This window comes from Streptomyces sp. NPDC001415 (assembly GCF_053597395.1).
In genome coordinates, this window is record NZ_JBSFIE010000022.1 from 14,613 (window position 1) to 38,232 (window position 23,620).

The 23,620-nt window shown below is 71.3% G+C and carries 20 protein-coding genes and 1 riboswitch; of the genes, 14 read left to right on the plus strand and 6 right to left on the minus strand.

Annotated elements, in window-relative coordinates; genetic code table 11:
* Nucleotides 1-156: 156 nt before the first annotated feature.
* The 5 genes from ACWC2B_RS25755 to ACWC2B_RS25775 all read left to right on the plus strand — a co-directional run bounded on the left by ACWC2B_RS25755 (nucleotide 157) and on the right by ACWC2B_RS25775 (nucleotide 4,916).
* Nucleotides 157-675, plus strand: coding sequence for a DUF1453 domain-containing protein (locus tag ACWC2B_RS25755; protein ID WP_450720465.1), 519 nt, complete (start codon nucleotides 157-159; stop codon nucleotides 673-675).
* Complete coding sequence (locus ACWC2B_RS25760) at nucleotides 672-1,856, plus strand: sensor histidine kinase (protein ID WP_450720467.1); 1,185 nt, start codon at nucleotides 672-674, stop codon at nucleotides 1,854-1,856. The genes ACWC2B_RS25755 and ACWC2B_RS25760 overlap by 4 nt, the downstream gene beginning before the upstream one ends.
* Nucleotides 1,853-2,542, plus strand: coding sequence for a response regulator transcription factor (locus ACWC2B_RS25765; RefSeq protein WP_450720469.1), 690 nt, complete (start codon nucleotides 1,853-1,855; stop codon nucleotides 2,540-2,542). Before ACWC2B_RS25760 ends, ACWC2B_RS25765 begins: the two co-directional genes overlap by 4 nt.
* 188 nt (nucleotides 2,543-2,730) lie before the next feature.
* A complete protein-coding gene (locus ACWC2B_RS25770) occupies nucleotides 2,731-3,321 on the plus strand; it encodes a DUF485 domain-containing protein (protein ID WP_450720471.1) in 591 nt (196 codons plus the stop codon).
* Nucleotides 3,318-4,916: a solute symporter family protein gene (locus ACWC2B_RS25775; protein ID WP_450720473.1), complete on the plus strand. Its 1,599-nt coding sequence runs from the start codon at nucleotides 3,318-3,320 to the stop codon at nucleotides 4,914-4,916. Before ACWC2B_RS25770 ends, ACWC2B_RS25775 begins: the two co-directional genes overlap by 4 nt.
* A 105-nt stretch (nucleotides 4,917-5,021) precedes the next feature.
* On the opposite strand, the gene ACWC2B_RS25780 is transcribed toward ACWC2B_RS25775, so the two are convergent.
* On the minus strand, nucleotides 5,022-5,702 hold the full coding sequence (locus ACWC2B_RS25780) for a response regulator (RefSeq protein ID WP_450720475.1): 681 nt from the start codon (nucleotides 5,700-5,702) through the stop codon (nucleotides 5,022-5,024).
* Nucleotides 5,703-5,938: 236 nt separating this feature from the next.
* Between ACWC2B_RS25780 and ACWC2B_RS25785 the strand changes: the two genes are divergently transcribed.
* The 3 genes from ACWC2B_RS25785 (at nucleotide 5,939) to ACWC2B_RS25795 (ending at nucleotide 8,871) form a co-directional block, all read left to right on the plus strand.
* Nucleotides 5,939-6,754 carry an ABC transporter ATP-binding protein gene (locus ACWC2B_RS25785; RefSeq protein ID WP_450720477.1) on the plus strand — a complete coding sequence of 272 codons (816 nt, stop codon included), beginning with the start codon at nucleotides 5,939-5,941 and terminating at the stop codon, nucleotides 6,752-6,754.
* Complete coding sequence (locus ACWC2B_RS25790) at nucleotides 6,744-7,604, plus strand: ABC transporter permease (protein WP_450720479.1); 861 nt, start codon at nucleotides 6,744-6,746, stop codon at nucleotides 7,602-7,604. Before ACWC2B_RS25785 ends, ACWC2B_RS25790 begins: the two co-directional genes overlap by 11 nt.
* Before the next feature lie 274 nt (nucleotides 7,605-7,878).
* A complete protein-coding gene (locus ACWC2B_RS25795; protein ID WP_450720639.1) occupies nucleotides 7,879-8,871 on the plus strand; it encodes an ABC transporter substrate-binding protein in 993 nt (330 codons plus the stop codon).
* A gap of 77 nt (nucleotides 8,872-8,948) precedes the next feature.
* On the opposite strand, the gene ACWC2B_RS25800 is transcribed toward ACWC2B_RS25795, so the two are convergent.
* The 4 genes from ACWC2B_RS25800 to ACWC2B_RS25815 all read right to left on the minus strand — a co-directional run bounded on the left by ACWC2B_RS25800 (nucleotide 8,949) and on the right by ACWC2B_RS25815 (nucleotide 13,533).
* Nucleotides 8,949-9,626 (minus strand): DUF7342 family protein, encoded by a 678-nt coding sequence (locus ACWC2B_RS25800; protein ID WP_450720481.1) that lies wholly within the window; start codon nucleotides 9,624-9,626, stop codon nucleotides 8,949-8,951.
* Entirely contained in the window at nucleotides 9,623-11,302 is a 1,680-nt protein-coding gene (locus ACWC2B_RS25805; protein WP_450720483.1) for a sensor histidine kinase, read from the minus strand. Before ACWC2B_RS25805 ends, ACWC2B_RS25800 begins: the two co-directional genes overlap by 4 nt.
* 143 nt (nucleotides 11,303-11,445) lie before the next feature.
* The gene (locus ACWC2B_RS25810; RefSeq protein WP_450720485.1) at nucleotides 11,446-12,222 is read right to left on the minus strand and encodes an alpha/beta fold hydrolase; all 777 of its coding nucleotides are present in this window, start codon (nucleotides 12,220-12,222) and stop codon (nucleotides 11,446-11,448) included.
* Nucleotides 12,223-12,300: 78 nt separating this feature from the next.
* Nucleotides 12,301-13,533: a citrate/2-methylcitrate synthase gene (locus ACWC2B_RS25815; RefSeq protein ID WP_450720487.1), complete on the minus strand. Its 1,233-nt coding sequence runs from the start codon at nucleotides 13,531-13,533 to the stop codon at nucleotides 12,301-12,303.
* Between the two features lie 107 nt (nucleotides 13,534-13,640).
* Between ACWC2B_RS25815 and ACWC2B_RS25820 the strand changes: the two genes are divergently transcribed.
* Nucleotides 13,641-14,798 carry a citrate synthase gene (locus ACWC2B_RS25820; protein WP_450720489.1) on the plus strand — a complete coding sequence of 386 codons (1,158 nt, stop codon included), beginning with the start codon at nucleotides 13,641-13,643 and terminating at the stop codon, nucleotides 14,796-14,798.
* 39 nt (nucleotides 14,799-14,837) lie between these two features.
* Nucleotides 14,838-15,977 (plus strand): CobW family GTP-binding protein, encoded by a 1,140-nt coding sequence (locus ACWC2B_RS25825; protein WP_450720491.1) that lies wholly within the window; start codon nucleotides 14,838-14,840, stop codon nucleotides 15,975-15,977.
* Nucleotides 15,978-16,012: 35 nt separating this feature from the next.
* Here ACWC2B_RS25825 and ACWC2B_RS25830 read toward each other — a convergent pair whose 3' ends face one another.
* The gene (locus ACWC2B_RS25830; RefSeq protein WP_450720493.1) at nucleotides 16,013-18,475 is read right to left on the minus strand and encodes a DNA gyrase/topoisomerase IV subunit A; all 2,463 of its coding nucleotides are present in this window, start codon (nucleotides 18,473-18,475) and stop codon (nucleotides 16,013-16,015) included.
* Nucleotides 18,476-18,682: 207 nt separating this feature from the next.
* Between ACWC2B_RS25830 and ACWC2B_RS25835 the strand changes: the two genes are divergently transcribed.
* The 4 genes from ACWC2B_RS25835 (at nucleotide 18,683) to ACWC2B_RS25850 (ending at nucleotide 23,497) form a co-directional block, all read left to right on the plus strand.
* Nucleotides 18,683-20,023 (plus strand): M16 family metallopeptidase, encoded by a 1,341-nt coding sequence (locus tag ACWC2B_RS25835; protein WP_450720641.1) that lies wholly within the window; start codon nucleotides 18,683-18,685, stop codon nucleotides 20,021-20,023.
* A gap of 17 nt (nucleotides 20,024-20,040) precedes the next feature.
* The gene (locus tag ACWC2B_RS25840; protein WP_450720643.1) at nucleotides 20,041-21,405 is read left to right on the plus strand and encodes a M16 family metallopeptidase; all 1,365 of its coding nucleotides are present in this window, start codon (nucleotides 20,041-20,043) and stop codon (nucleotides 21,403-21,405) included.
* A 236-nt stretch (nucleotides 21,406-21,641) separates the two neighbouring features.
* Nucleotides 21,642-21,801: riboswitch (cyclic di-AMP (ydaO/yuaA leader) on the plus strand.
* A gap of 13 nt (nucleotides 21,802-21,814) precedes the next feature.
* Nucleotides 21,815-22,582, plus strand: a complete 768-nt coding sequence (locus ACWC2B_RS25845) for a M23 family metallopeptidase (protein ID WP_450720495.1) — start codon at nucleotides 21,815-21,817, stop codon at nucleotides 22,580-22,582.
* Nucleotides 22,583-22,819: 237 nt separating this feature from the next.
* Nucleotides 22,820-23,497 (plus strand): GntR family transcriptional regulator, encoded by a 678-nt coding sequence (locus ACWC2B_RS25850; RefSeq protein WP_450720497.1) that lies wholly within the window; start codon nucleotides 22,820-22,822, stop codon nucleotides 23,495-23,497.
* The last annotated feature ends 123 nt before the right edge of the window (nucleotides 23,498-23,620 follow it).

Sequence of the window (23,620 nt, forward strand, 5' to 3'; positions counted from 1 at the left end):
CGTCGTCTCCACCCACGGGTGGAGACCAGACTTCCACCCGCGGTCCACCCCTGATCCGATGCCTCTGACCAGGTCGTTTCCGTAACTTCGTAGACGTGAGAGATTCCGGTTCCCGGCGTCTCGTCTTCCTCGTCTTCTCGTGGTCCGGAGGCTTCGATGTCCGCGCTTTTCAACGTGCTGGTGGCAGTCGCGGTGGTGGCGCTGATCCTGGTCCGCCAGTTCAAGCCGCAGCAGTTGGGGGGCGCCGGGAAGAAGTGGTGGCTCATCCCCGCCGTCCTGGTGTTCTTCGCGGTGAAGGACGGCGGCCTCGTCGACCAGCACGACCAGGCCGGCTCGATCGCCCTGCTCGGAGCCGAGCTCGTGACCGGAGTTCTCATGGGCGTCGGCTGGGCCTGGACCTCGAAGATATGGACCGAGCCGGACGGCACGGTGTGGTCGCGTGGCACCAAGGCCACCGCCGGGGTCTGGGTCCTGGGCATCGCCCTGCGCGTGGGGCTCGCGGCCCTCGGCGCGCTGGCCGGGATCCACCTGGGCACCGGCGCCATCCTGGTCGCGCTGGCCGCCTCCCTCCTCGTCCGCGGCGCCATCCTGATGTGGCGGGCCCAGCCGGCCCTCGCGTCGTACGGTGTAGCGGGCGAAAGCCCCGCCCAGCAGGTGTGGAAGGACCGAGTGTGACCCTGGAGACCTGGCTCAGCTGGCCCTCGCGGGAAGCACTCTCCCGCGTGGGTCTGACCCGGGCCAGACGCAATCTCGCCCGGAGCATCAGGGCCGTGGTGTTCGGCACGCTGCTCTGGTCCACCTTCCACGACGGGCCGGGGCACTGGGCGTGGGTGGCGGGCGCGGGTCTCGTGGTGGTCTGCGTGCTGCTGGCCCGGGCGTTCTTCCGCTTCACCCTGGACCACCGGCTCTGGCCGTCGCTGACCGCGCTCCTGCTGGTGATGGGGGCCGCGGCCGGCGCCAGGGCGGGGGGCTGGCCGGTGCTCGCGCTGGTCCTGTGGTGCGGTTGCGCGGTGACCGCGCTGGAACGGCTGCCGCTGGCGGCCGCCGTTCCGTGCACCGTCGCGGCCCTGGGCGCCTACACCGTGGTCAACAACGACAACTGGGTGACCACCATGGTGACCGCGGCCGGGCTCGGGCTCGCCGGGTACGTACTGCGGCTCGATGCCGAGGCGCGGGGCACCGCCCAGCGGCTCCTCGCCCAGGAACGGGCCGCGCGGGCCGCCGAGGCGCAGTCGGCCGCCCTCGGCGAGCGGGCCAGGATCGCCCGAGAGATCCACGACGTACTGGCGCACAGCCTCTCCGCGCAGCTCGTGCACCTGGAGGCGGCGCGGCTGCTGATCGAGCGGGAGCCGCCCGGGGAGTTCCGCGAGAAGATCCTCGAACGGGTGGTGGCCGCCCGGGGCATGGCGCGGGAAGGCCTGGCCGAGACCCGCCAGGCGCTCTCCGCGCTGCGCGGCGAGATGACCCCCGTGGAGGACTTCCTGCACACCCTGATCGAGGGATCGGGAGCCGGGACCGGGCTCGCTCCGGGCGCCCGGATTCAGGTGGACGGGGAGCGCAGGGCGCTGCCGGCGGAGGCCTCGCAGACGGTGCGCCGGGTGGCACAGGAGGCCCTGACCAATGTGCGCAAGCACGCGCCGGGCGCGGTCGTCGCCGTACGGCTGGAATATCTGGCGGACGAAGTGGCCCTGGAAGTACGGGATTCGGGTGGGCGCAAGCGGGCGGGGGAGCTCGCTGTCAGTGGTTCCGGATACGGTCTGCTGGGGATGAGGGAGCGCGCCGAACTGCTCGGCGGGACCCTGGAGGCCGGGCCGGACGAGGAGGGCTTCGTGGTGAGACTGAGGGTGCCCGCATGACCGGGAGCCGGCCCGGGGAACGGGGGACGATCCGGGTGGTCGTGGCCGACGACCAGTCCGTGGTGCGCGAGGGAATCGTGATGCTGCTCGGGCTGCTGCCCGGCATCGAGGTCGTCGGATCGGCGCGGGACGGTGAGGAGGCGGTGGCCCGCACGGCCGAACTGGCTCCGGACATCGTCCTGATGGACCTGCGTATGCCGCGCTGTGACGGGGTCGAGGCGACCCGCCGCATCCGGGCCGAGCATCCCGGCACCGAGGTGGTGATCCTGACGACGTACGCGGACGACGAATCGCTCTTCCCGGCGCTGCAGGCCGGGGCGCGGGGTTACCTCACGAAGGACGCCGGGGGCGAGGAGATCGTCAAGTCGATACAGGACGTGCTGGCCGGGCAGGCCGGGCTCGCGCCCGCCGTGCAGCGTCGGCTCCTGGAACGGGTGACCGCGCCGCCGCCCGTTCCCGCCGCACCGGCCGAGTTGCCCGACGGGCTCACCACACGCGAGGGCGAAGTGCTGGGGCTGGTCGCCGAAGGGATGTCCAACCCCGAGATCTCGCGGGCCCTGCACATCTCGACGGCCACCGTGAAGACGCACATCAACAACATCTTCGGCAAGACCGGGGTGCGTGACCGGGCCCAGGCCATGCGGTACGCCTACCTGCACGGCCTCGCCCAGCCACCGCGTGGCTAGGGGGTGTCCTGTGTGAGCCATGGCCCGCGGCCGTGACGTGCCCGGCCCTGACTCACAGGACACCCCGTGAGGCGACTCCATCACCTAATGGGGTGAAGCGGGGGCGTAGGAGAGTCCAGGGCCCGCCCCCTCTGCCCATCCTTGGGCCACGCGACCGGAACGGGGCCGTGGGCAAGGAGAGTTGTGCGGTGGACGAGCAGGAGGGGCGTGATCCCGCGGCGGCGCGGATCGACGACCCCTGGTATGACGCCCTCGCCTCCGGGTGGGGGGAACTGGACGGCGAGACGGTGCCCGCGACCGTGCCCGCACCGCATGACGGCGACGAGGACGAACGGCTCAGCCCGGCCGAGATCTATCTCGAAGTGCACCGCAGCGCCGCCTTCCAGGAGGTGCGCCGCCGATACCGCCGCTTCGTCGTCCCGGCCGCCCTCGCCTTCTTCGCCTGGTACCTGGCCTATGTGGTCACCGCGGTCAGTGCCCCCGGCCTCATGGCCCGCCCGGTGGCCGGCGCGGTGAACGTGGCGATGGCCGCCGGCCTTGCCCAGTTCCTCACCACCTTCCTGCTGACCTGGGCGTACGCGCGTCATGCGCGGCTGCGCCGGGACCGGGCCGCGCTGGAACTGCGCTGGGTCGTGTTCGAGCAGAACCAGCAGCACCACCAGCAGAACAACGATCAGCACAACGGACCGGATCAGCAGGCCGAACGGGGCCGCGGGGCCCGGTGGATCAACGGGCAGGGAACGAACGGGCAGGGAACGACACGGGGGACCAACAGGTGATCGTCGGCGGGGACCAACAGACTCTGGCGCTGCTGCTTTTCAGCGCGTTCGTGGCGGCGACGCTCGCCATCACCACGTGGGTGAGCCGCAACCGGCGCGGTTCGGCCGAGGAGTTCTACACCGGCGGGCGCCTCTTCTCGCCCATGGAGAATGGTTTTGCCATCGCGGGCGACTACATGTCGGCCGCGTCCTTCCTCGGTATCTCCGGACTGATCGCGCTCTTCGGCTACGACGGAATGCTGTACTCCGTGGGCTTCCTCGTCGCCTGGCTCGTGGTGCTGCTCCTGGTCGCCGAACTGGTCCGCAACTGCGGCAGGTTCACCCTGGCCGACGTGGTCGCCGCCCGGATGAGCGAGCGCCCGGTGAGGATCGCGGCGGGAACTTCTTCGGTCACCGTGTCCGTTCTCTATCTGGTGGCGCAGATGGTCGGCGCGGGGAGCCTGGTCGCTCTGCTGCTCGGCGGCACCAGCGATGCCGCGCGGAGCTGGACGGTCATCGGGGTCGGCGCCCTGATGGTGGTCTATGTGTCGCTCGGCGGGATGCGGGCCACCACCTGGATCCAGATCGTGAAGGCCGTCCTGCTCATGGCCGGCACGATCACCCTCACCGTGCTGGTGCTGCTGCGCTTCCACGGCGACATCAATCTGCTGCTGAACTCGGCGGCCGAACACAGCGGCCACGGAAAGGAGTTCCTCTCACCCGGCCTCAAGTACGGCGGGGACTGGACGGCGCGGTTCGACTTCATCAGCCTGGGGCTCGCCCTGGTCCTCGGCACGGCCGGGCTGCCGCACATCCTCTCGCGCTTCTACACCGTGCCGACCGCGCGGGCCGCCCGCCGCTCGGTCGTCTGGTCCATCGGCCTCATCGGCGGCTTCTACCTGATGACGATCGTGCTCGGCTTCGGCGCGGCAGCGCTGGTCGGCTCGGCCGAGGTGAAGGCATCGAATCCCGCGGGGAACACGGCCGTCGCGCTGCTCGCCTACAACCTGGGCGGCGGTGCGGGTTCCACAGGCGGAACGGTTCTCTTCGCCGTGGTCGCCGCCGTCGCCTTCGCCACGATCCTCGCCGTGGTCGCGGGCATCACCCTCGCGTCCTCGGCGTCCGTCGCCCACGACCTGTACGCCTCGCTCCGTCGCCGGCACGCCAAGCGGCGCGGCGAGGTGGCGGTCGCGCGCGTGGCGGCGGTGGGGATCGGGGCCTTGGCCATCGCCCTCGGGCTCCTCGCCCGGGACCTCAATGTGGCCTTCCTGGTCGGGCTGGCCTTCGCGGTGGCGGCCTCCGCGAACCTTCCGGTGCTGCTCTACTCCCTGTTCTGGCGGAACTTCACGACGCGGGGAGCGGTGTGGTCGGTGTACGGGGGTCTGGTCCCGGCGCTGTTCCTGGTGCTGGTCTCGCCCGTGGTCTCCGGCAGCCCCGAATCCCTCTTCCCCGGCGTGGACTTCCAGTTCTTCCCGCTGCAGAATCCGGGTCTCGTCTCCATCCCGCTGGGATTCCTCGCGGGCTGGCTCGGCACGGTGACCTCGGGCGAAATCCCGGACGAGGCGAAGAACGCGGAGGCGGAGGTACGGGCCCTGACGGGGGCGGGGGCGGTGTAGACGTCGTCCCCGCGCCGACGCGGGAGCCGCCCGCGTCAACGTCCGCCACTACGTGGGTAGTTGGTGTGCAGGTTCAACTCCCGCCGTCTGATGGCTGGTTGAGCCTCACACTGCCCATGCGTACCGGTGCTCCGGGCGTCCTGTCTCTCCGTATCGCAGGGTCAGGCGGAGGCGGCCGGACTGCTCCAGGAGGCGGAGGTAACGCTGGGCGGTGGAGCGGCTCAGGCCGGTCCGGTCGGCGACCTCGTGGGCGGAGAGCGGATGGTCCGCGGTGTGCAGCACGTCGCGGATCAAATCCGCGGTGGGCACCGAGTGGCGGGTGGGCAGACCGGTGCGCAGGGCCGCGAAGATGCGGTCGACCTGTTCCTGGTCCTGGGCCGCGAGCTCGTCGCCGGTTCCGGCCGCCCGGGCCACCGTGCGCCGCAGCGTGGCGTACGAGTCGAGTTTGGCCCGGAGCCCGGCGAAGGTGAACGGCTTGACCAGGTAATGCAGGGCCCCGTGGCGCATGGCGGCCTGGACGGTCGCCACGTCGCTCGCCGAGGTCACCATGATCACGTCGGTGTGGTGGCCGTGCTGACGCATCCGGCGGACGAGGCTGAGCCCGGTCTCGTCGGGCAGGAAGTGGTCGAGCAGGACGAGGTCGATCCGGTGGCGTTCCAGCGTGGCAAGCGCCTGGGCGGCGCTGTGCGCACGCGCCGTGACCCGGAACCCGGGAACCTTCCCGACGTACGCCGCGTTGATCTCTGCGACACGGAAGTCGTCGTCCACGACCAGGACGTCGATCAAGACGCTCTCCTCCTCCAAGCCGAGCCCTTACCGGACGGCGCGCCGAACCCCACGCCGCAACCGTGCCCGACGCCCTGCCGAACCGCACGCCGACAAGGCGCCTCCCGCTGCCCGCTCCCTGAACCCCGCAGTTGTATCGCGCGCAAAACGAGCACAACAGGGGTTTGCGGGCAGAAGTGTGGCTTGAGACCACAAGGCTGACGTCGTGGCGCGGGCCGCATCTACGGTCCCGCTCCATGAACACAGACACCAGCCCCGCCATCGAGCTGAGGGGCGCCGGCAAGGCGTTCCGTACGCCGTCGGGGGCGCTGCACACCGCGGTGCGGGAGCTCGATCTGACCGTGGGTCAGGGCGAGTTCGTCGCCGTCGTCGGCCCCACCGGCTGCGGGAAGTCGACCACGCTGACCCTGATCAGCGGCCTGGAGGAGCCCACCGAGGGCGAGGTCCTGGTGGCCGGGGAGCCCGTCCAGGGCATCGGTGACAAGGTCGGTTTCGTCTTCCAGCAGGACGCCGTCTTCCCCTGGCGCACCGTGCTCTCCAACGTCATGGCGGGCCCGCGCTTTCGCGGCGTACCGAAGGCCGAGGCGAAGGAGATGGCGCGGGCCTGGCTGGCCAGGGTCGGCCTGACGGCGTTCGAGGACCGGTATCCGCACCAGCTCTCGGGCGGTCAGCGCAAGCGTGTCGCGCTGGCCGCGACCTTCGTCAACGACCCCCGGATCCTGCTGATGGACGAGCCGTTCTCGGCCCTCGACGTGCAGACCAGGGCTCTGATGTCGGACGAACTCCTCGATCTGTGGTCCGGCACCGGGGCATCCGTCGTGTTCGTGACGCACGACCTGGAGGAGTCCATCGCGCTGGCCGACCGGGTCGTCGTGATGACGGCGGGCCCCGCCACCGTGAAGCGGATCTTCGACATCGACCTGCCGCGCCCACGCGAGGTCGAGTCGGTGCGCCTGGAGCCCCGGTTCATCGAGATCTACCGGGAGATCTGGGAATCGCTCGGTGAAGAGGTCCGCATCACCAGGGAGCGGGGTGCCGCCGATGTCGCCTGACACCGTCGCCGCCCTCGGGGCCGAGGCCGGGAGCCGCAGCCAGGCCCGCGCCCGGGCCGCCCGTAACCGCCGTCTCCTCGTGCACGGCAGCCGGGTGCTGCTCCTGGCGCTGGTCGTCGCGCTCTGGGAGGTCCTGGCCCGTGCCGAGGTCATCGACCCGTTCAACTTCTCGATGCCGTCCGCCATTTGGGACCAGATCCGCGAGTGGGCCCTGCACGGAACCGCGCAGGGATCGCTCTGGGAACAGATCTGGTACACGCTCTACGAGGCGCTGCTCGGCTGGGTCCTGGGGGTGACGGCGGGTGTCGTGCTCGGCATCACGCTGGGCCGGATCCGCTTCCTCGCCGACGTGCTCGGCCCGTACATCAAGGTGCTCAACGCCATTCCGCGCATCGTGCTCGCGCCGATCTTCCTGATCTGGTTCGGCCTCGGGCCGGCCTCGAAGGTCGCCTCCGCCGTCGTGCTCGTCTTCTTCCCGGTCTTCTTCAACGCCTTCCAGGGAGCGCGCGAGGTCGACCGGAACCTGGTGAACAACGCGCGCATCCTGGGCGCCGGCAACCGCCGGGTCACCCTCCAGGTGGTCATCCCTTCCGCCACTTCCTGGATCTTCACCAGCCTCCATGTCAGCTTCGGCTTCGCGCTGATCGGCGCGATCGTCGGCGAGTACATCGGCGCGACCAAGGGCCTGGGCCTGCTGGTCGCGGCCTCGCAGGGGACGTTCAACGCCGCCGGGGTGTACGCGGCGATGGCCATCCTCGCGGTCGTCGCGCTGCTCACCGAGGGGCTGCTCACCTTCGCCGAACGGCGGCTGTTCCGCTGGCGCCCGGCCGAGGCGGGCACCGAGCGCTGACCGCACCCGAGCGCGGGCCGGTCCGACGCTGACCCGCCCGAGCGCCGATCGCCCCGAGCGCCGACCGGCGCCGAGCGCTGACGGGCCCCCGCGTGCCCCGGCGCCCCCTTCCCGTACCAGAACAATGATCACTGATCACAGGGACGTGATGATCATGCAGGGCAACCCCGACTTCCGTACTTCTGGCGCCGGTTACCGCCGACCCGCCGCCACCTACGAGCTGCGCAACGCGCCATCGGCCGTCTTGGCCGCAGGGCTGTGTACAGCCCTGTTGATGGGGCTCTCGGGATGCGGTGGCGACTCCGCATCGGATGCCGACAGCGCGTCCGGCCAGGCCAAGGTCAAGGTGATGGTCGGCGGGCTCGACAAGGTCATCTATTTGCCCGCGATGCTGACCCAGCAGCTCGGCTACTTCAAGACCGAGGGCCTGAACGTGGAGCTGCTGACCGAGCCCGCCGGGGTGCAGGCCGAGACCGCGCTGATCTCCGGCGATGTCCAGGGCGCCGTCGGCTTCTACGACCACACGCTGGATCTCCAGGTCAAGGGCAAGAAGGTGGAGTCGGTGGTGCAGTTCTCGCACGCGCCCGGCGAGGTGGAGGTCGTCTCCAACCAGGCGGCGGGCAGCATCGGTTCTCCGAAGGACTTCAAGGGCAAGAAGCTGGGCGTCACCGGGCTCGGCTCCTCGACGGACTTCCTCACCAAGTACCTCGCCGTGCGGGACGGGATGAAGACGAGCGAGTTCACGCCGGTCGCGGTGGGCGCGGGGCAGACGTTCATCGCGGCACTGAAGCAGGGCTCCATCCAGGGCGGTATGACCACCGACCCGACGGTGGCCACCCTCCTGGACCAGAAGCTGGGCAAGGTCCTGATCGACATGCGGACGCCCGAGGGTTCGCGGCAGGCGCTCGGCGGTCCCTACCCCTCGTCCAGTCTGTACATGAACACGGAGTGGGTGAACGGCCACAAGCAGACGGTGCAGAAGCTGGTCAACGCCCTGGTGAAGACGTTGCGTTGGATGTCCGCGCACAGCGCCGACGAGATCGCGGCGAAGATGCCCGCGGACTACGCGCAGGGCGGCAAGGCCCTCTACGCGCAGTCGATCAAGAGCACGCTGCCGATGTTCACCAAGGACGGCGTCATGCCCGAGAACGGGCCGGAAACGGTCGAGAAGGTGCTCAAGGCGTTCAACCCCAATCTCAAGTCCGCCAAGGTCGATCTGTCCCAGACCTTCACGACGGAGTTCGTGAAGAAGGCCCCGCAGAGCTGAACCCGCAACCGCCACACCGCAACCGCCAAACCCGCAACAACCAACCCTGCAGAGCGGATCCCCCTGTCCGGGGTGCCTTAGAGCGACGCCGCCCACTCGTACCGGTGCTCAGGGCGGCCGGTCTCGCCGTAGCGCAGGCCGAGTCGCACCCGGCCCGCCCGTTCCAGGAGTTTCAGATAGCGCTGGGCCGTCTGGCGGCTCACCCCCGCCCGCTCCGCGATCTCCTGCGCCGAGAGCGGGCCTTCGGCCTCCTTCAGCACCCTGCGCAGCAGGTCGGCGGTGGTGGGGGAGTGGCCCTTGGGGAGGTCGGGCTCGGCGGGGACGGACAGCGCGCCGAAGATCCGGTCCACCTCCGACTGTTCGGCCTCGCCGCCGCCGTCCAGGGTGCGGCGCAGCACGGCGTACGCCTCCAGCTTGGTGCGGAGCCCCGCGAAGTTGAACGGCTTGACCAGGTACTGGAGGGCGCCCTGGCGCATCGCCGCCTGCACGGTGGCGATGTCGCGGGCCGCGGTCACCATGATCACGTCGGTGTGGTGGCCGAGCCGGCGCAGCTCCCGTACGAACGCGAGCCCGTTCTCGTCCGGCAGATAGTGGTCGAGCAGCACCAGGTCGACCGGTTGCTCGGCGATCCGGGCAAGCGCCTCCGCGGCCGAATGCGCCTGGGCGACCACCCGGAATCCGGGAACTTTCGCGGTGTACGCGGCATTGATGTCGGCGACCCGGGGATCGTCGTCCACGACCAGTACGTCGATCATCGCGCCTCCTCCACGGTCTTGTTCCGATGCCCGCCGTCGTCGAGGTCCTGTTCCAGCGCCTCGCTCAGCGCGTCCGGCAGGACGACGGTGAACTCCGCCCCGCCGTCCGGGCCCGTACCGACCCGCGCACTGCCGCCGATCCGTTCCGCGAACCGGCCGACCAGTGCGAGACCGAGCCCCCGCTTGCCGTGTGCGGGCGGCTCCTTGGTCGTCCAGCCCTCGGTGAAGACCAGCTCACGCTGCTCGGCGGGGACGCCGGGCCCGTTGTCGCGGACCCGCAGGACGACGGTGCGGCCCTCGGCGCGCAGCTCCACCTCGACCGCGGCGCCGGGCGATCCGGCCGTCGCGTCCAGCGCGTTGTCGATGAGGTTGCCGGTGACCGTGACCAGGCCGCGCGGGTCGACGAGCCGGTCCGGCAGCGAGGTGGCGGGGGACAGGCTCAGGGCGACCGCCCGCTCGGCGGCGACCTTCGCCTTGCCGACCAGGACGGCGGCGAGCAGCGGGTCCCTGACCTTCTCGGTGACCTGCTCGGCGGTGGCCCGGTGCACCCCGACGACCTCGGTGATGAACTCGACGGCCTCCTCGTACAGCTCCAGTTCGAGCAGGCCGAGCAGGGTGTGCAGCCGGTTGGCGTGCTCGTGGTCCTGGGCGCGCAGGGCGTCGATCAGGCCGCGCGTCGAGTCCAGCTCGCGGCCCAGGCGCTCCAGCTCGGTGCGGTCGCGCAGGGTGGCGACGGCGCCCCCGTCGTCGGTCGGCATCCGGTTGGCGACCAGGACGCGGTGGCCGCGCACGGTCAGCAGGTCGGTGCCCTCGACCCGGCCGGCGAGCACATCGGTCGTACGCCCCGCGCCGAGCACCTCGTCCAGTGCCCGGCCCCCGGCCTCGGGGCCGACGCCGAGGAGGCGCTGCGCCTCGTCGTTGAGCAACCTGATCCGGCCGTCGCGGTCGAGCGCGACCACGCCTTCGCGGATGGAGTGCAGCATGGCCTCGCGCTCCGCCAGCAGCCCGGAGATGTCCGAGAAGGCCAGGTCACGGGTCTGCTTGTGGATGCGCCGCGCGATCAGGTACGCGGCGAGCGCGCCGACTGCGAGCGCGCCGCCCGCGTAGGCGAGCAGGCCCGGGATCGCGTTCAGGAGCCGCGCCCGGACGCTGTCGTACTCGATGCCGACCGAGACGGCGCCGACGATCCGGCCGCCGGCGTCCCGCAGCGGCACCTTGCCCCGGGCCGAGCGGCCCAGGGTGCCGCTGTCGATCTCCATGACGTCGTGGCCCGCGAGGGCGTCGCTCGGGTCGGTGGACACCCGTCGGCCGATCTCCGCGGGGTCGGTGTGCGACCAGCGCACGCCGCGGGTGTCCATGATCACCACGTATTCGGCGCCGGTCGCCCGCCTGATCCGCTCCGCGTCCGCCTGTACCGGACCCTGGGGGGAGGGCCGCGAGGCAACGAGGTCGTCGGTGACCTGTGGCTGGGCGGCGGTGGTCGCGGCGATGGCCAGCGCGCGCCGCATGGCCTGGTCGTCGAGCTGGGAGCTGAGCGGGGCCAGGAAGAGCCCGGTCGCCAGCACGGCGACTCCGGCGGCGATGGCCAGCTGCATGAGCAGGACCTGGGAGAAGACGCGCCGCGGCCAGCCCAGCCGCCGCCGGCGCGGGAGGGTCCTGGTGGGTGGGGCGGTCATGGACAGGCACGTTAGACGGCCCGGAGCGCATCCCGAAATCCCTCGGGGATCACAGTGCGGCCTCCGTGGCCCTTCGACGAGCCACCGCGCCCCCAGAGGACAGGGAGGGGCGGGGGCGCGTCCCGGGGGCCGAGGTGGGGCGCTCAGCCGACCCTGTCGTACAGCTCCAGCGTCAGCCGGGCCACCCGGTCCGGTTCACGCAGCGACGGGAAGTGGTCGCTCCCGGCGAGGCGCACCAGGCGGCAGCCCGGGATGCGGGCGGCCATCTCCTCGTTGCACCGGACCACCTCGGTCTGGTCGAGCTCGCCGAGGGCGAGCAGGCACGGCGCCGTGATCCGGCCGAGCCGGTCGAAGGCGCCCGCGTCCGGGATCTGGCGGCCCAGGTTGTTGAACCACCCCGGGATCGCCCCGCGCACCTGCGCGGCGACCTCGGTGTCGTCGCCGGTTCCGGCCGCTCCCCAGGTGCGCAGGGTGAGGGCCACCAGGCCCTCCACGTCGCCCTTCTGCGCCAACTCGCCGATCCGCGCCGTGAGTTCGGGGGATTCGAGGGCGGGGGCGCCGGTGACGCCGGGGCAGAACAGGGCGAGCCCGGCCACCCGCGCGGGGGCGTCGAGCGCGAGGCTGAGGGCGGTCGCGCCACCCATGCTGGACCCTACGAGCACGGCCCGGTCCACCTCGAAGTGGTCGAGCACCGCGAGCAGGTCGGCGGACAGGGAGTACTGCGCGGTGGGTGCGGGGGAGCGCCCGAAGCCCCGCGCGTCGTACCGGATCACACGGTGGCGCTCGGTGAGCCGCCGCATGACCGGGTCCCAGACGCCGGAGGCCGCGACCCCCGGGTGCAGCAGCACCAGCGGCGGGCCGTCGCCGCCGGTGTCCTCGGCCCAGACCTCGCCGTCCTTGACTGGCACTGTGAGTTCCATGGGGAAAGTCTGACGGTACGTTCCCAGCCGGGCCAAGTAGCCCTGAAGACAAGCGGGTTCAGGCCGCCCCGGATCCGGTCAGGCGGGCAGCGGGCGGGGTGGTCGGGGGCCGGTGTAGTGGCCGCTGGGGCGCATCCGGAGCGGGCGTTCCGCGTACTCCTCCAGGGCGTGCGCGATCCAGCCGGCCATGCGGGCCACCGCGAACACCGTCTCGCCGGCCTCGGTGGGCATGCCGAACGCCACGCTCATGACGGCGAGCGCGAGGTCGACATTGGCGTGCAGCGCGGTGTGCCGGGCCGTCGTGTCGACCACGTCTCGGGCCGCGGCCAGCGCGTCCGAGGCCTGCGGAATCGCTTCGAGCAGCGCGAACAGGGCCCGGGCGCGCGGGTCCTCGCCGGTATAGAGCCGGTGGCCGAGCCCGGGCACGCGCCGCCCCGAGCGCAGATGGTCGGCCACCACCGGAGCCGCGCTCCCGCGTTCGAGCACCTCGGTCAGGGTGCGGTGCGCGAGCCCGCTCGCGGCGCCGTGCAGCGGCCCCTCCAGGGCGCCGAGCCCCGCCGAGACCACGGCGTACGGATGGGCGCGGGCCGAGGCCGCGACCCGGGCGGCGAGCGTGGAGGCGGCCAGGTCGTGGTCGATGAGCAGGGCAAGGGCCGTATCGAGGAGGCGAATTGACTGTTCGTCAGGAAGCTGTGGGGTGAGGCGCTGCCACAGCTGCCAGGCCATCCGGCCCTCGCCGCGATGCCGCTTGCCCGCCGTCGGCAGGGCGCCGACCAGGGTCGGGATCAGCATCCGGCCGCAGCCGAGCACCGCCGCGGGGTCGAGGTCGAAGCGCAGCGGGTCGGCCGCCGAGACCGCGACCGCCGCGACCCGCAGCCGGTCCATGGTGCTGCTGTGCACGGGCAGCGCGTCGACGGCGAGCCGGGCCGCGTCCAGGAACTGCTGCGGGGCGGTGAAGCGCGGGCCGTGCGTGAACTCACCGGTCCACACCCACTCCGCGACCTCCTCGAAGCCGTACGCGGTGGCGAGTTCGACCGCGTCGACGCCGCGGAAGTAGTAGCGGTCCTTGTCGATCAGGGTGAGGCCGGTGCGGAACGTCAGCTCGCCGCTCGGCGTGCCCGGGCCCGGCTCGCGGCGGCCGCCGCGCCGGGCCAGCGCGTCGACCTCCTTCGCGTCGAAGGTGGAGCCCCGCCCGCCGGGGGTGCGCTCACTGCTCAGCTGTCCGCGGCTGACGTACGCGTAGACCGTCTCGGGCTTCACGCCGAGCCGCTCCGCCGCCTCTCGGGTGGTGAGCCGTGCCTGATCACTCATGGGGTCACCGTATCCATATTGATTCAAGTTGATTCAATCAACATTGACAGCTCCAGAGTCAATCATAGACAGTCAAGTCAACATGAAGAACTGAAGGAGGCAGCCACATGGCCGGCACCATCACCGCCCCCGCCGCGGTACCCCGCGGGCTCGCGGGCGTCGTCGTCACGGACACCGAACTCGGAGACGTCCGCGGCATCGAGGGCTTCTACCACTACCGCCAGTACTCGGCCGTCGAGCTCGCCCAGAGCCGCACCTTCGAGGACGTCTGGCACCTGATGTTCCACGGCGAGCTGCCCGACGCCGCGGCTCGCGCCGCCTTCACCGCCCGCACCGCCGAGCTGCGCCACCTGCCCGCCGGCGTGCGCGAGGCGCTACCCGGCATCGCCCGCACCGGCGCCCTGTCGGGACCGCTCGCCGGGCTGCGCACCGCGCTCTCCCTGCTCGGCGCGGCCAAGGGCTTCCGGCCTGTGTACGACCTGGACGCCGAGCAGCGCGCCGAGGACGCGCTCGCCGCCTGCGCCGCCGTGCCCACCCTGCTCACCGCCCTGCACCGGCTCGGCCAGGGGGTCGAACCGGTCGAGCCCCGCGACGACCTGCCGTACGCCGCCAACTACCTCTACATGCTGACCGGTTCGGAAGCCGGGCCCGAACGGGTACGGGCCGTCGAGCAGTACCTCATCTCCACCATCGACCACGGCTTCAACGCCTCCACCTTCACCGCCCGCGTCGTCGCCTCCACCGGGGCCGATGTCGCGGCGAGCCTGGTCGCCGCGGTCGGCGCGCTCTCCGGGCCCCTGCACGGCGGCGCCCCCAGTCGCGCCCTCGACACCCTCGATGCGATCGGCACCCCCGACCGCATCGACGGCTGGATCCGCGAACGCGTCCTGGCAGGCGACCGGATCATGGGCTTCGGGCACCCCGTCTACCGCACCGAGGACCCCCGCTCGCGCATGCTGCGCGGGATCGCGGAAGGCTTCGGCGGGTCTCTGGTGGAATTCGCCGTCGAGGTGGAGCGCCACGTCGAGGCGATGCTGGCCGAGCTCAAGCCGGGCCGCGAGCTGCACACCAACGTGGAGTTCTACGCCGGGGTGGTCATGGAGCTGTGCGGGCTGCCCCGCGAGATGTTCACGCCCACCTTCTGCGCGGCACGGGTGGTCGGCTGGAGCGCCAATATCCTGGAGCAGTCGGCGGACTCGAAGATCATTCGCCCGGCGGCCCGCTACGTGGGCCCGCCCCCGCCGCAGCCCGTACCCGCAGTCTGAGAGCCTGTGTCCAGACACAGGCTCTGAGAAAGGCCCCAGGTGAACAGCCCGAGCAAGCAGATCCCCGTCATCGTCCTCGCGGGCTTCCTCGGCTCGGGCAAGACCACCCTGCTCAACCATCTGCTCCGGGCCTGCCGCGGCACCCGCATCGGAGCCATCGTCAACGACTTCGGCTCCATCGAGATCGACGCCATGACGGTGGCCGGCCAGCTCGGCGACTCCACCGTCTCGCTCGGCAACGGCTGCCTGTGCTGCGCTGTGGACGCGAGCGAGCTCGACCTCTACCTGGACAAGCTGACCCGGCCCGCCGCCCGCCTCGACGTCATCGTCATCGAGGCGAGCGGTCTCGCCGAACCCCAGGAACTCGTGAAGATGCTGCTCGCCAGCGAGAACCCGCGGATCGTGTACGGGGGCCTGGTCGAGGTCGTGGACGCGGCGGAGTACGACGCCACACGCGAGAAGCACCCCGAGATCGAGCGGCATCTGACCGTCGCCGACCTGGTCGTGCTCAACAAGACGGACCGGGTGGACGCGGGTGACCTGGCCCGGCTGCGCACCGCGCTCGCGGGGGCGGCCGCGGTGGTCGAGTCCGCGTACGGCCGGGTCGACCCGGAGCTCTTCTTCGACCGCAGGCCCCTGACCGAGCGCGTCGGTCAGCTCGCCTTCGACGACCTCCTCGACGATGCGCCCGACGAGGGGAGCTGCGGCGAGGACGGCCATGACCACAGCGCCTGCGCGGGGCACGCGCATCCCCATCTGCACGCCGGGTACGAATCCGTCGCCTTCACCTCGGACGTGCCCATGGACCCGCGCCGGATGATGGCCTTCCTCGACACCCGGCCCGAAGGCCTCTACCGCATCAAGGGATTCGTCGACTTCGGCGCCGCCGACGCCCGCAACCGGTACGGCCTGCACGCGGTGGGCCGGTTCCTGCGCTTCTACCCCGAGCCGTGGGCGCGTGAGCAGGAGCGCCGCACCGAGCTCGTCCTCATCGGCGCCGGAATCGACGCACCGGGGCTGGAAAAGCAGCTCGCCGAGTGCGTGGTGCCGGACTCAGGGGAGCCCCCGGCCGAGCACGCGATGTGGGGCGTCCTGCGGTACGTACCCGAGCCGGAGCAGGATCCCCGGGAGCCGGAAGAGGCCGGGGAGATCGATGAACTCCCCGGCCCCGTCGGCTAGTTGAGGCAACCGGCCTCTTGGCCCCTCGCCCCGCGTTACGAGGCCGGGCCCGCCAGGACCGCCACCGGGGAGGGCAGCGGTGTGCCCGAGCCGTCGCGGCGCGGGTCCAGCTCCGGGAGCTGCGCCGGGGCGCCGTTGGCCTGGGCCGCGCGGGCCGGGGCCGGGCCCGCCCAGGCGAGCACCAGCTTGTCCTCGCCCTTCAGGAACCGCTGACAGCGCACCCCGCCGGTCGCCCGGCCCTTGCGCGGATACTGGTCGAACGGCGTCAGCTTCCCGGACACCGCGGTGTCGCCGAGCAGGGTGGCCCCCGAGCCCGCCACCGAGAACACCACCGCGTCCCCGGCCGGGTCGACCGCCGTGAACGAGATGACCTTGGCGCCGTCGGTCAGCTTGATGCCGGCCATGCCGCCCGCGGGCCGCCCCTGCGGGCGCACCTGGCTCGCCTGGTAGCGCAGGAGCTGGGCGTCGTCGGTGATGAAGACCAGGTCCTCCTCGCCGGTGCGCAGCTCGGCCGCGCCCACGATCCGGTCACCGTCCTTGAGGGTGATGACCTCCAACTCGTCCTTGTTCGCCGGATAGTCGGGCACCACGCGCTTGACGACGCCCTGCTCGGTGCCGATCGCGAGGCCCGGCGAGGACTCGTCGAGCGTGGTGAGGCACACCACCGTCTCGTCGGGCTCCAGGGAGGACAGGAACTCCGAGATCGGGGCGCCGCCCGACAGGTTCGGCGCGGACGCCGTGTCCGGGAGCTGGGGCAGGTCGATCACCGCGAGGCGAAGGAGCCGCCCGCTCGACGTGACCACGCCCACGTCGCCCCGCTGGGTGGCGGGCACCGCCGAGACGATCACGTCGTGCTTGACGCGCTTGTCGTCCTCACCGGCCACGAACTGATCACCGGTGGCGGTGCGGGCCAGCAGACCCGTGGAGGAGAGCAGCACCCGGCAGGGGTCGTCCGCGACTTCGAGGGCGACGGCCGCGACCGGGGCGCCCGCCGACTCAAGGAGCACGGTGCGCCGGTCGGTGCTGAACTTCTTGGCCACCGCGGCCAGTTCGGCCGAGACCAGCTTGCGCAGCTCGTTGTCCGAGTCCAGGATCCCGGTCAGCTCGTCGATCTCGCCGGTCAGCCGGTCGCGCTCGCTCTCCAGCTCGATCCGGTCGAACCTGGTGAGCCGGCGCAGCGGCGTGTCCAGGATGTACTGCGTCTGGATCTCGCTCAGCGAGAAGCGCTCGATGAGCCGCTCCTTGGCCTGCGCCGAGTTGTCACTCGACCGGATGATCCTGATGACCTCGTCGATGTCGACCAGGGCGACGAGCAGGCCCTCGACCAGGTGCAGCCGGTCGCGGCGCTTGGTGCGGCGGAACTCGCTGCGGCGCCGCACCACGTCGAAGCGGTGGTCGAGGTAGACCTCCAGGAGCTCCTTGAGCCCCAGGGTGAGCGGCTGGCCGTCCACCAGAGCCACGTTGTTGATGCCGAAGGACTCCTCCATCGGCGTCAGCTTGTAGAGCTGCTCCAGGACGGCCTCGGGCACGAAGCCGTTCTTGATCTCGATGACCAGACGCAGGCCGTGCGAACGGTCGGTGAGGTCCTTCACATCGGCGATGCCCTGGAGCTTCTTCGAGCCGACCAGGTCCTTGATCTTGGAGATCACCTTCTCCGGGCCGACCGTGAACGGCAGCTCGGTGACGACCAGGCCCTTGCGGCGCGCCGTCACGTTCTCCACCGAGGCCGTGGCGCGGATCTTGAAGGTGCCGCGGCCCGACTCGTACGCGTCCTTGATGCCCCCCAGGCCCACGATCCGCCCGCCCGTCGGCAGGTCGGGGCCCGGCACGAAGCGCATCAGCGCCTCCAGGTCCGCGTCCGGGTGCCGGATCAGATGGCGTGCGGCGGCGATGACCTCGCCCAGGTTGTGCGGCGGCATGTTGGTCGCCATGCCGACCGCGATCCCGGACGAGCCGTTGACCAGCAGGTTCGGATACGCGGCGGGGAGCGCGACCGGCTCCTGCTCCTGGCCGTCGTAGTTCGACGCGAAGTCGACGGTGTCCTCGTCGATCGACTCCGTCATCAGCGAGGTGGCGTCCGCCATCTTGCACTCGGTGTACCGCATGGCGGCCGGCGGGTCGTCGTTGCCCAGCGAGCCGAAGTTGCCGTGCCCGTTCACCAGCGGCAGGCGCATCGAGAACGGCTGCGCCATGCGCACCAGCGCGTCGTAGATCGACGCGTCGCCGTGCGGGTGCAGCTTGCCCATCACCTCGCCGACGACACGGGCACACTTCACATAGCCACGGTCGGGCCGCAGGCCCATCTCGTTCATCTGGTAGACGATGCGGCGCTGGACGGGCTTCATGCCGTCCCGGGCGTCCGGCAGGGCCCGCGAGTAGATCACGGAGTACGCGTACTCAAGGAAGGAGCCCTGCATCTCGTCGACGACGTCGATGTCGAGGATCCGCTCCTCGAAGTCGTCGGGCGGCGGCGGGGTCTTCGTGCTGCGGCGGGCCATCGCGGCTGCTGCTCCTTCACGTACCGGAACGGGTCTGATGCCGACCATTGTGGACCGTCCCACTGACAACGCCGACCGCGACCCGGGAACTTCGCCAGGTGCCCGCGCGCTTGCATACAGTGGCAGGACTTCTTCAATCGAGGACTTCCCCCGCCAGTACTCCACCTCGCAGTACTGCACATCGCGAACGAAGGGACGTACATGCCCATGGGTCACACGGCCACAGCGCAGGCCGCTTCCGGCGGTCTGACAGCCACTGAGCACCGACTGGCCAACGGCCTGCGCGTGGTGCTCTCCGAGGACCACCTGACCCCGGTCGCAGCGGTGTGCCTCTGGTACGACGTCGGCTCGCGCCACGAGGTCAAGGGCCGCACCGGCCTCGCCCACCTCTTCGAGCACCTCATGTTCCAGGGCTCCCATCAGGTGCACGGCAACGGCCACTTCGAGCTGGTGCAGGGGGCCGGCGGCTCGCTGAACGGCACCACCAGCTTCGAGCGCACCAACTACTTCGAGACCATGCCCGCCCACCAGGTGGAGCTCGCGCTCTGGCTGGAGGCCGACCGCATGGGCTCGCTCCTCGCCGCGCTCGACGAGGAGTCGATGGAGAACCAGCGCGACGTCGTCAAGAACGAGCGCCGCCAGCGCTACGACAACGTGCCCTACGGCACCGCCTTCGAGAAGCTGACCGCCCTCGCCTACCCGGAGGGCCACCCCTACCACCACACGCCGATCGGCTCGATGGCCGACCTGGACGCGGCGACCCTGGAAGACGCCCGGAACTTCTTCCGTACGTACTACGCGCCCAACAACGCGGTGCTCGCCGTGGTCGGCGACATCGACCCCGAGCAGACGCTGGCCTGGGTGGAGAAGTACTTCGGCTCCATCCCCCTCCACGACGGCAAGCAGCCGCCGCGCGACGGCGCGCTGCCCGAGACCATGGGCGGTCAGCTGCGCGAGGTCGTCGAGGAGGACGTCCCGGCGCGCGCCCTGATGGCCGCCTACCGGCTGCCGCACGACGGCACCCGCGAGTCCGACGCCGCCGACCTGGCGCTGACCGTCCTCGGCGGCGGCGAGTCCTCCCGGCTGCACAACCGCCTGGTCCGCCGCGACCAGAGCGCGGTGGCCGCCGGGTTCGGCCTGCTGCGGCTCGCCGGAGCCCCCTCGCTCGGCTGGCTGGACGTCAAGACGTCGGCGGGCGTCGACGTCCCGGACATCGAGGCCGCCGTCGACGAGGAGCTCGCCCGGTTCGCCGAGGAGGGCCCGACCGAGGAGGAGATGGAGCGCGCCCAGGCCCAGTTGGAGCGCGAGTGGCTCGACCGGCTCGGCACCGTGGCCGGCCGCGCCGACGAACTGTGCCGGTACGCCGTGCTGTTCGGCGACCCGCAGCTCGCCCTGACCGCCGTCGACCGCGTCCTGGACATCACCGCCGCGGAGGTGCAGGCGGTCGCCGCCGCGAGACTGCGCCCCGACAACCGGGCGGTCCTGGTGTACGAGCCCATCGCGGCACCCGAGGCAGGCAACGAAGAGGAAGAAGAGGCGGGCCAGTGACGGACGCTGTCGTGACCATGGAGTTCCACCCGCAGCCGGCCGCCGGCACCCCCACGCCGTGGGCCTTCCCGGCTCCCGAGCGCGGCACGCTCGCCAACGGTCTGACCGTGCTGCGCTGCCACCGCCCGGGCCAGCAGGTCGTCGCCGTGGAGATCTTCCTCGCGGCCCCGCTGGACGCCGAGCCCGAGGGCCTCGACGGCGTCGCCACGATCATGGCGCGCGCCCTGACCGAGGGCACCGACAAGCACTCCGCCGAGGAGTTCGCCGCCGAGCTGGAGCGGTGCGGCGCCACCATCGACGCGCACGCCGACCACCCGGGCGTCCGGGTCTCCCTCGAAGTGCCGGTCTCGCGGCTGCCCAAGGCGCTCTCGCTGCTCGCCGAGGCGCTGCGGGCCCCCGCGTTCGCCGACTCCGAGGTGGAGCGGCTCGTGCGCAACCGGCTCGACGAGATCCCGCACGAGCAGGCCAACCCCTCCCGGCGGGCCGCCAAGGAGCTCTCCAAGGAGCTGTTCCCGGCCTCCGCGCGCATGTCCCGGCCCCGCCAGGGCACCGAGGAGACGGTCGCCGCGATCGACGCGGCCGCGGTGCGCGCCTTCTACGAGGAGCATGTGCGCCCCGCGACGACCGTCGCCGTCGTCGTCGGCGACCTGTCGGGCACCGACCTCGACGCGATCCTCACGGACACCCTGGGCGACTGGACCGGCGACCGCGCCGAGCCGCGCCCCGTCCCGCCGATCACCGCCGACGACAGGGGCCGGGTCGTCATCGTGGACCGCCCGGGCGCGGTCCAGACCCAGCTGCTCATCGGCCGCATCGGCCCGGACCGGCACGACCGGGTCTGGGCGGCCCAGGTGCTCGGTACGTACTGCCTGGGCGGCACGCTCACCTCGCGCCTCGACCGCGTGCTGCGCGAGGAGAAGGGCTACACCTACGGGGTGCGCGCGTTCGGCCAGGTGCTGCGCTCGGGCCCCGACGGCGGCGCGGCCATGCTCGCCATCAGCGGCTCGGTCGACACCCCGAACACTGGCCCGGCCCTCGACGACCTGTGGAAGGTGCTGCGCACGCTGGCGGCCGAGGGTCTGACGGATGCCGAGCGCGAGACGGCCGTGCAGAACCTGGTGGGCGTCGCGCCGCTCAAGTACGAGACCGCGGCGGCCGTCGCGGGGACGCTGGCCGACCAGGTCGAGCAGTTCCTGCCCGACGACTACCAGGCGCAGCTGTACGCGCTGCTCGCCGGGACCGGCACCGTGGAGGCGACGGCGGCCGTCGTCAACGCCTTCCCGGCCGACCGGCTCGTCACGGTCCTGGTGGGCGACGCGGCACAGATCGAGGAGCCCGTCAGGGCGCTCGGAATCGGTGAAGTGACCGTCGTGGCAGGCTGATTGACGCACCGTCCGGGCCGATCGAGGCGCCCGGACGGTCGAGGGACACGGGACCCCGGCGGCGGATGCGCTGCCGGGGTCCTCCTGATGTCCGGCTCAATGTCCGGTTTGTTGGGGAGGTTGCCTGTCTGTCATGTGGCGTGCGCTACAAAAACCGGTGTCTGTTTGGTGATTGAAAGATCAGCCGTCTAGCGTCGGTCCCGCTGTCCGTCACCACCCGTCGCAGCCGCGGCACCGGACAGTGATCGCCGAGTCCCCGAAGGCGCGAGCCTGGGGAGCCGGGGACCCACTCAGTCCCTGGGGTGAATCGGACGCCTCCGCCCGCGGAGGAGCCCGTAGGAGACCTTCCTGCTCCGAACCCGTCAGCTAACCCGGTAGGCGAGATGGAAGGAAAGGACACCGCCACTTCATGGCGTTCACCCGTGCCACCGGGAAGCATCGCGCGCCCAGCCGTATGACGCGCCGCAGCGCGAACATCGCGGGCATCGCCACCCTCGCCACCGCCGGAGTCGTAGGCACCCTCGCCTCCCCGGCCATGGCGGCCCCCAGCACCACCACGGTCGACACCGGCCTCACCCAGGCCATCGTCATCGGCGACAGCATCGCCGACCAGGTGGGCGCCCAGGCCGACGCGCAGAAGCAGGCCGCCGCGAAGGCCAAGGCGATGGCCGAGGCCGAGGCCGCCGCCAAGGCGAAGGCCGAGCAGCGGGCCAAGGAGGCACGCGAGGCCAAGGAGCGCGCCGCGCGCGAGGCCGAGCGCAAGCGCCTCAACACCTTCGTGGCTCCCATATCCGACAGCTATGTGTCCACCGGCTACAAGACCGGCGGATCGCTGTGGTCCTCCGGCAGCCACACCGGCATCGACTTCCACGCCGGGATCGGCACTCCGGTGCACGCCGTGGGTCTCGGCACCGTCGTCGAGGCCGGCAACGGCGGCGCCTACGGCAACAACGTCGTGATCAGGATGAACGACGGCACGTACACCCAGTACGGCCACCTCTCGGTCATCCAGGTCTCCGTCGGCCAGAGCGTCGAGCCGGGCCAGCAGATCGCGCTGTCGGGCAACACCGGCAACACCACGGGCCCGCACCTCCACTTCGAGGCCCGCACCGGCCCGGACTACGGCTCGGACATCGACCCCGTCGCCTACCTGCGCTCGCACGGCGTCACCGTCTGAGACGTCCGAAGACGGTCCGAGGCGCCTGAAGACCGCCCCAGACATCTGAAGCGCACCCGCACTCGGGGCCCCGCGCACACCGAAGGCCCCCGGCACATCCGCCGGGGGTCTTCGCCATTGGCCAAAAGATATCCATTGGTTCAGGCACGTCACCGGGAATTAACAAGGCCTGTCATAGAGTCGCGGAACAGACGTTGCTCGACCGCGTTTCGCGGGGATTAAGGCGGAGGTCCGGTCATGCACATTCCGGCGCATTCGGTATGCACGGCAATCCGCGACGACATCGTCTCGGGCGTATTCGAGCGCGGCAGCCGGCTCACCGAGGAAGTCCTCGCGCGCCGCTACGGAGTCTCCCGCGTCCCGGTCCGCGAGGCCCTGCGCACCCTGGAGTCCGAGGGCTTCGTCACCACCCGCAGACACGCCGGCGCCTGTGTGGCCGAGCCCACCGACCTGGAGGCCGCCGACCTCCTCGAACTGCGCCTGCTGCTTGAGCCGTTGGCCGCCGCCCGGGCCGCCGGGCGCCGCAGCGAAGCCCATCTCAAGGTGCTGCGCGGCCTGGTGAGGCTGGGTCAGGACCGGGCCCGGCGCGGCCAGGGCGAGGACCTGCGCTCGCTCGGCGGCTGGTTCCACGAGACGCTCGCCCAGGCCTCCGCGAGCCCCGGACTGATCGCGCTGCTCACGCAGTTGAGGCACAAGATCGCCTGGATGTACGCGGTCGAGGTGCCGGCCCGCCCGGCCGAAACCTGGGCCGAACTCGGCGCGATCACCGACGCGGTGGCCCGCGGCGACGCCGAACGCGCCCGCTCCCTCACCACTCTGCACGCCGAGCGATCCTTTTCCGCCCATCGGCTGCGCAGGACCGCGGACGTGAGGACTTCGCAACATGCCGTAAACACCGCGAGCGTCCGCGCTTAACGGCAGAGCCGTATACAAAGAAGGCGATAAACGCCGCCGCAGCGTGCTGCCCGAAATTGGCTTTCCCCTGCAATTTCCCATGCGGCAGTGGCGGGAAAACGAAAGGACCGCCGGTCCCGAATT